Raw genomic sequence first — 5079 nt, 5'->3', positions numbered from 1 at the left:
GGAATGTGCGTAACCAGATCCTCTGCCAGCCGCGACATGGCGGCGCGCAGTTTAACCCCATGCCCCAGCGGCAGAGATACCGCCAATGGCCGGTCAGGATCTGAAAAGTTTTGCAGATACACCCAGTCAGAGGGAACTGGCCTTTGTGCCGCCACTTCTTCGAGCAACCGCAGAACGGTTGAATGTCGCCCACTGCCTTCGGCCCCATAGACGTATAGATTGAAGCGCCGATGCCGCATTTGGGCTGAAAGGCGGATCGCCTCGACTGCCCGCTCTTGCCCTAACGGGCCAATCAGAGGTTCAAGCGAAGCTGTGGTTCTAAATGTCAGCGTCTTAGGATCAACGATGGCGCGCAGCAACTTGATGCTGATCGAGGTGTCGGCCATTAATATCTCCATTATCTTTCTGAAAGCTGCATCTTTTTGAGGCCTCTCGCCGACGACCAAAGTCGCGCAGGATAAGCCACACTGGCAATCCAATTTGGATGTTAGTGTATCGCTGCCTTTCGGTCCATCGGGACAATCAATTCGACCATTTAGGGTTACTGAAAGCATTTTTCGGCGGTGTGAGCGAACGGTGCCGCGCGCCGCGTTGGCCACCACAAGACAAGCCCGCAACACTGTATGATCGCAGCGTTGCGGGGAAAGATTGTTTTAGCCGGGTCACTGGCTCAGAATGGATTTTGTTGCGCGTGGAATTCCCATACGGTGACTTTTCCATCCTTGTCGGCATCGGCGGCTTCATAGCTTGCCTGCGCCTTGGCCATGAACTCTGCCAATATCACGTCGCCGTTGTCATCTGGATCCATCACCTTGAACCGTCCGGCGCGGTTGACATAAAGCCGCTCAACATTTCTGCGGCCCATCGGCGTGACCGAAGGCGCGCTGTCCATATACTCATCTTCACTGATCTGGCCGTCACCATCAGCGTCGAATTGGGCAAACCCGGTGCTGGCATGTCTCGAGGCCTCTGCTGCGCTGACCATCCCATCGCCATCCGTGTCGACCGGGCGCGCCATCATGCCCACGCCGCCACCATAAGGCCCGTAACCATATGGCATCATTTGCATCATATCGTCATTTTCAGAGTCACCTCCCGCCAGAGCGGCCGACCCGGTTGTCAATGCGGCGATGACCGTTGTTGCGGCCATCAGGCCGCGCATCGAAATGTAATTCGACATTTTAGTCTCAATGTTTGTATCGGGGGAGAGGTGCCGATTGACCAGGGTGAGCCGACACCAAAAGGGGTCAGTTTTTACCAGCGCCGCCCGCGTTGCCCGAATCCGGGGCGCAGTCTATGTCCTGAACTTTGGTTTGATCTTTGTCCTGGTCCTGAATAGCGCAATCTTGCAGACGATCACGGTCCCTCAAAAGGGCGGTGCAAGCATCCGAGGTCACACCATCGCAATCTTTAAGCTGATCTCTAATTCGTCCGTCCTGAATAAAGGTTTCAGGCTGTTCCTCTGACGATCTGAAAGGGTTGGTCGGCTTCCATTTTGAGATGGTTGATCTGACGGAGCCAGATGAACAGCCAGATCAATCGACACAAAACCTTCCTCAGGTGCCTGAGGAGGTCTTGTCCGACAAAACCAGCTTGAGGCGGACTGATCGGTTTCGTAGCGTAGTTGGATGACAAAACACTCCCCATTTCGCTACTTCAAAACAAGCCCTGATATCATCCGCCTGGCGGTGATGATGGACGTTCGCTTTCGCCTTTCACTTCGAAATGTTGAGGACCTATTACATGAACGCGGGATCGAAATCAGCCATGAGACTGTTCGGTTTTGGTGGAATCGCTTTGGGCCGTTTCGACGACGAGAACGGGCGATGTTGCGCTTTCGCCGAATGCGGAGTTTGCAGAAGCTCGTCTCCATTCACGCCTCCGTTTGCAATCATTTCAACCAGGAACGTCACCTTTACTCACGCGACAACTTCAAGCTCAACCGCAGTGCCGCACTGGCTGAGTGGCGTCAGTTGGGCGTGGCATAAGGGGCAGCCTCGCTTTCCTAACGGAGACTGGTTCGCATTTGTCTGACAGCACCACAAATCGAGCTGCCTTTTTGGTAGCATACCGGCGATTACCACGCGCCCGATGCGCGAACGCACCGGTTGTCGCCCTGTGGACCAGCCTAATTTGCCGCCTTTAGCTGCACTTCCATCTCATCAAACGATGCGGGCCAGAATTCCGATAGGAAGGCCACAGAATTCTCTTCTGACTCCTCATAACGGTTCCCATCAGCGTCCTCAGCCCGGCCCATGGTGTATCGAACCTCTGTGCCGTTGTTTGTCTGGGTCAGATGATAGGTCTCAGGAAGGCTGACGCCGGGGCGTGCCGGGTCCAGAATCCGTGTTGAGAAATAGATGAACGGTTCCCAGTCGATGACCGTATAGATGAAATCCGCAAGTGCATGTGCACAATGATAGGTCGACCCATTGCCAACGCGACCCATCAGGTTTTCGGCTGTGACCGTCTTGATATTGTCCATCCAACGCTGCTTGTGCTCGGGGGCAACAAGCGCTTCCCAGACCACCGCGGCGGGCGCGTCAAAATGGCGCCGAAATGTCCATACTCCGTCGTCCTCTTCCATAAAGTGGCGCTCGCGCTCGTGGCGGAACGTTTGCCACGCCTTAGCCAGATCGTAGACTTTCATCGAGACTTCGCCGAAATGCTCGAATTCCTGCGAGAACGGTTCCAGCGCTTTGTGAATGTTCATGGCTTGCGCCGCGGCGTCACTGAACAGGGCATAGCTGTGGATGCCTGTCTTCTCTTTCACATCGGTTTTGGTCATGCGATGGACCAAAATGACGTCTGGCCCCGAAATATCCAAATTCGGTCCCAGCTTCATTTCCTCGAAACGGCCATAATGGGCGATGATCTTAAGATCGAGGTCGCCCGTATTGGCGCAGGCATTACAGGTGCAGGTCGTATTGGCGATGATATCTTGCTGGCGCTGCGCAAACGAATTGTAGAGGTTTTCGCAGATGGCCAGAAAAGTTTCGCCGGAAGGGAACTGCTGTCGGGTCGAATAGGCCAGCACAGCGTCGCCTTCCATTTTCCAGAAATGTAGCGGGTCGCCAATTTGTTCAATAAGCGCTTCCAGCAGGGAATGCAGGATCGCGTTAGCATGATCCATTTCCGAGGATGTCAGAAATTTTGTGTATCCGGTGATGTCTGCGATCAGAAGATAGCCGGTGTGAGTTGTCATAACGCCACCTTTGTTTGCGAGCAGTATCCGAAGACTACGGCGTGATCGCTCCTTTAAGAACCATTATTATCCAATTGAAGCCAGCTGGCGAAGGGGCGAATTCCCAGCGCACCTTCGCAACACCTGGGCGTCTTTCTTGGCTTTGTGGTCATGAGCCACATGTAAATCACCCGATCCCATCCCTAACTCGGCAGCCAAGCACCGCTCTCGTGCCAGAAGCAGCGCCGTTAGTTGGGGAGCGTCGGACGCTTACGATCGACGGCGGGCGGCACTACCTGTGGCGTGCCGTTAAAAATGAAGGCGAGGTTCTGGAAAGTTTGGTCAGGAAGGCGCGGAATCGTAAGGCGGCATTGAAATTTCTAAAGAAAACAACGCGCCGCCGCGGATCCCCGAAAACCTTGCTGACGGACAAACTTCGATCATATGGCGCTGCGATGAAAGTCGTCGGTAACGCTGACCGGCAGGAAACCGGCCGCTCGCTCAAAATTCGGGCTGAGAATTCACACCCGCTGCCTGACAGTGGGTTGCTTGCAAACCATGAAAAGAGGCCATTCCGACGAAGAGAGCGGGCCATGCTTCGATTTAGGCGACTGCGCACCTTGCAGAAATACGTCGCCGTTCATTCCTCCGTTCACAACCATTTCAACCAGGAGCGCAGCGGTATTGTCACGTTAACTCGTCGGTCGGCCCGCCGACGGGTAATTTCCTCGAATGAACAAAATATCCTCCGCACACCATCGATTTCCGCAATCAATAATCCAGAGGGAGGTCTGGCTCTACTTTCGCTTCCCGTTGAGCTTTCGAGATATTGAGAAGTGCTGGCCGAACGCGGGATCGATTTTAGTTATGAAACGACCCGCCGATGGGTCTTGAAATTCGGCCCGGTGATTGCCGCCAACGTCAAATCCCGCAGGGATCGACCTTCGGGAACCTGGCATCTTGATGAAGTGTTTGTCCGAATTGGTCGCAGACGGACATATCTGTAGCGAGCCGTTGCCGACGAAGGTGAGGTTCTTGAAGCCCTCGCTCAATTTCGCCGAAACAAACGCGCGCACCTTAGAGGTATGAGGAAACTACTTAAAAAGCAGGGTTACATTCCGAATCAATTCGTCACCGGCAAACCAAGGTCTTTTTCCGCCGCCCTGCGTGATTTGGGGCTGGCGCACATCCACGTCACAGGTGGCAGATTAAACAATAGATTTGAATTTTAACATCAACCAACGCGTCGGCGCGAGCGCCAAATGGCTCGGTTCAAATCACCCGGATCAATGCAGCGTTTTCTGCTCACACACGACGCCATCCACAACCATTTCAATTTGCGGCGTCATCTGATCTCGCGACGAACACTCCAACAAACGCGTGCCTTAGAGCTCGCTGAGTGGCGTGAGATTGTCGCTGCTTAATCTTGGATTTCTAGAACTAATCAGGTCTGCGAGTATTAATGTGACAATCCCACCGGGCATTTTCCAAGTCGAACAAGGGTGAAAAGAACGAAGCGATGCACAAGCTGTTCAACGATCCAGAGCATCAAAAAATGTGCGGCGTGACAGCCGAACAGAAAGCACGAATCGAGGCTTGGGTGCCCGACTGCTTCTAACTGATCCTCGTGTTGAGGTGGACTTGGCCCCCGCTTGCGCGGGGCTTCTTTTTGCTATCGCATGGCGATATGCGCATGCATTATGCCAGCATCATTATTATGCTGATAGCATCATTCGAGAGGATATTTACCGATGAGCCAAATGACCGTGCGCAACATACCCGATAACGACTATGAAGCCTTGAAACGTGTCGCCGCACGGAACAAACGCAGCGCGGAGGCCGAGGTTCGCCTAGCTATTGCACAGCTTGTTCGGATTGAGACCGGTACAGGGTTT

The 5079-nt window shown here is 53.8% G+C and carries 4 protein-coding genes and 3 pseudogenes; 4 read left to right on the top strand and 3 right to left on the bottom strand.

What is annotated here, in order from left to right:
* Positions 1–386: Lon-like protease helical domain-containing protein (locus AC221Y_RS20160; RefSeq protein WP_486708181.1), on the bottom strand; the 386-nt coding region annotated here is incomplete at its 3' end.
* Between the two features lie 284 nt (positions 387–670).
* A complete protein-coding gene (locus tag AC221Y_RS20155) occupies positions 671–1180 on the bottom strand; it encodes an EF-hand domain-containing protein (RefSeq protein ID WP_486708180.1) in 510 nt (169 codons plus the stop codon).
* 523 nt (positions 1181–1703) lie between these two features.
* On the opposite strand from AC221Y_RS20155, the pseudogene AC221Y_RS20150 reads away from it, so the two are divergent.
* A pseudogene (locus tag AC221Y_RS20150) lies at positions 1704–1829 on the top strand (IS6 family transposase); the annotation flags it as partial.
* A gap of 299 nt (positions 1830–2128) precedes the next feature.
* Here AC221Y_RS20150 and AC221Y_RS20145 read toward each other — a convergent pair.
* Positions 2129–3205, bottom strand: coding sequence for a DUF2652 domain-containing protein (locus tag AC221Y_RS20145; protein WP_486708179.1), 1077 nt, complete (start codon positions 3203–3205; stop codon positions 2129–2131).
* A 254-nt stretch (positions 3206–3459) separates the two neighbouring features.
* Here AC221Y_RS20145 and AC221Y_RS20140 point away from each other — a divergent pair.
* From AC221Y_RS20140 to AC221Y_RS20130, 3 genes and pseudogenes are all read left to right on the top strand, one after another.
* A pseudogene (locus tag AC221Y_RS20140) lies at positions 3460–3861 on the top strand (DDE-type integrase/transposase/recombinase); the annotation flags it as partial.
* Positions 3862–3916: 55 nt separating this feature from the next.
* Positions 3917–4608, top strand: a pseudogene (locus tag AC221Y_RS20135) (IS6 family transposase).
* A gap of 327 nt (positions 4609–4935) precedes the next feature.
* Positions 4936–5079 (top strand): FitA-like ribbon-helix-helix domain-containing protein (locus AC221Y_RS20130; protein WP_486708182.1); only part of this gene is annotated, 144 nt, incomplete at its 3' end.

It is taken from the genome of Boseongicola sp. (assembly GCF_057460485.1).
The sequence above is the reverse complement of the archived record's forward strand: the minus strand, read 5'-3'. Positions and strand labels throughout refer to the sequence as shown.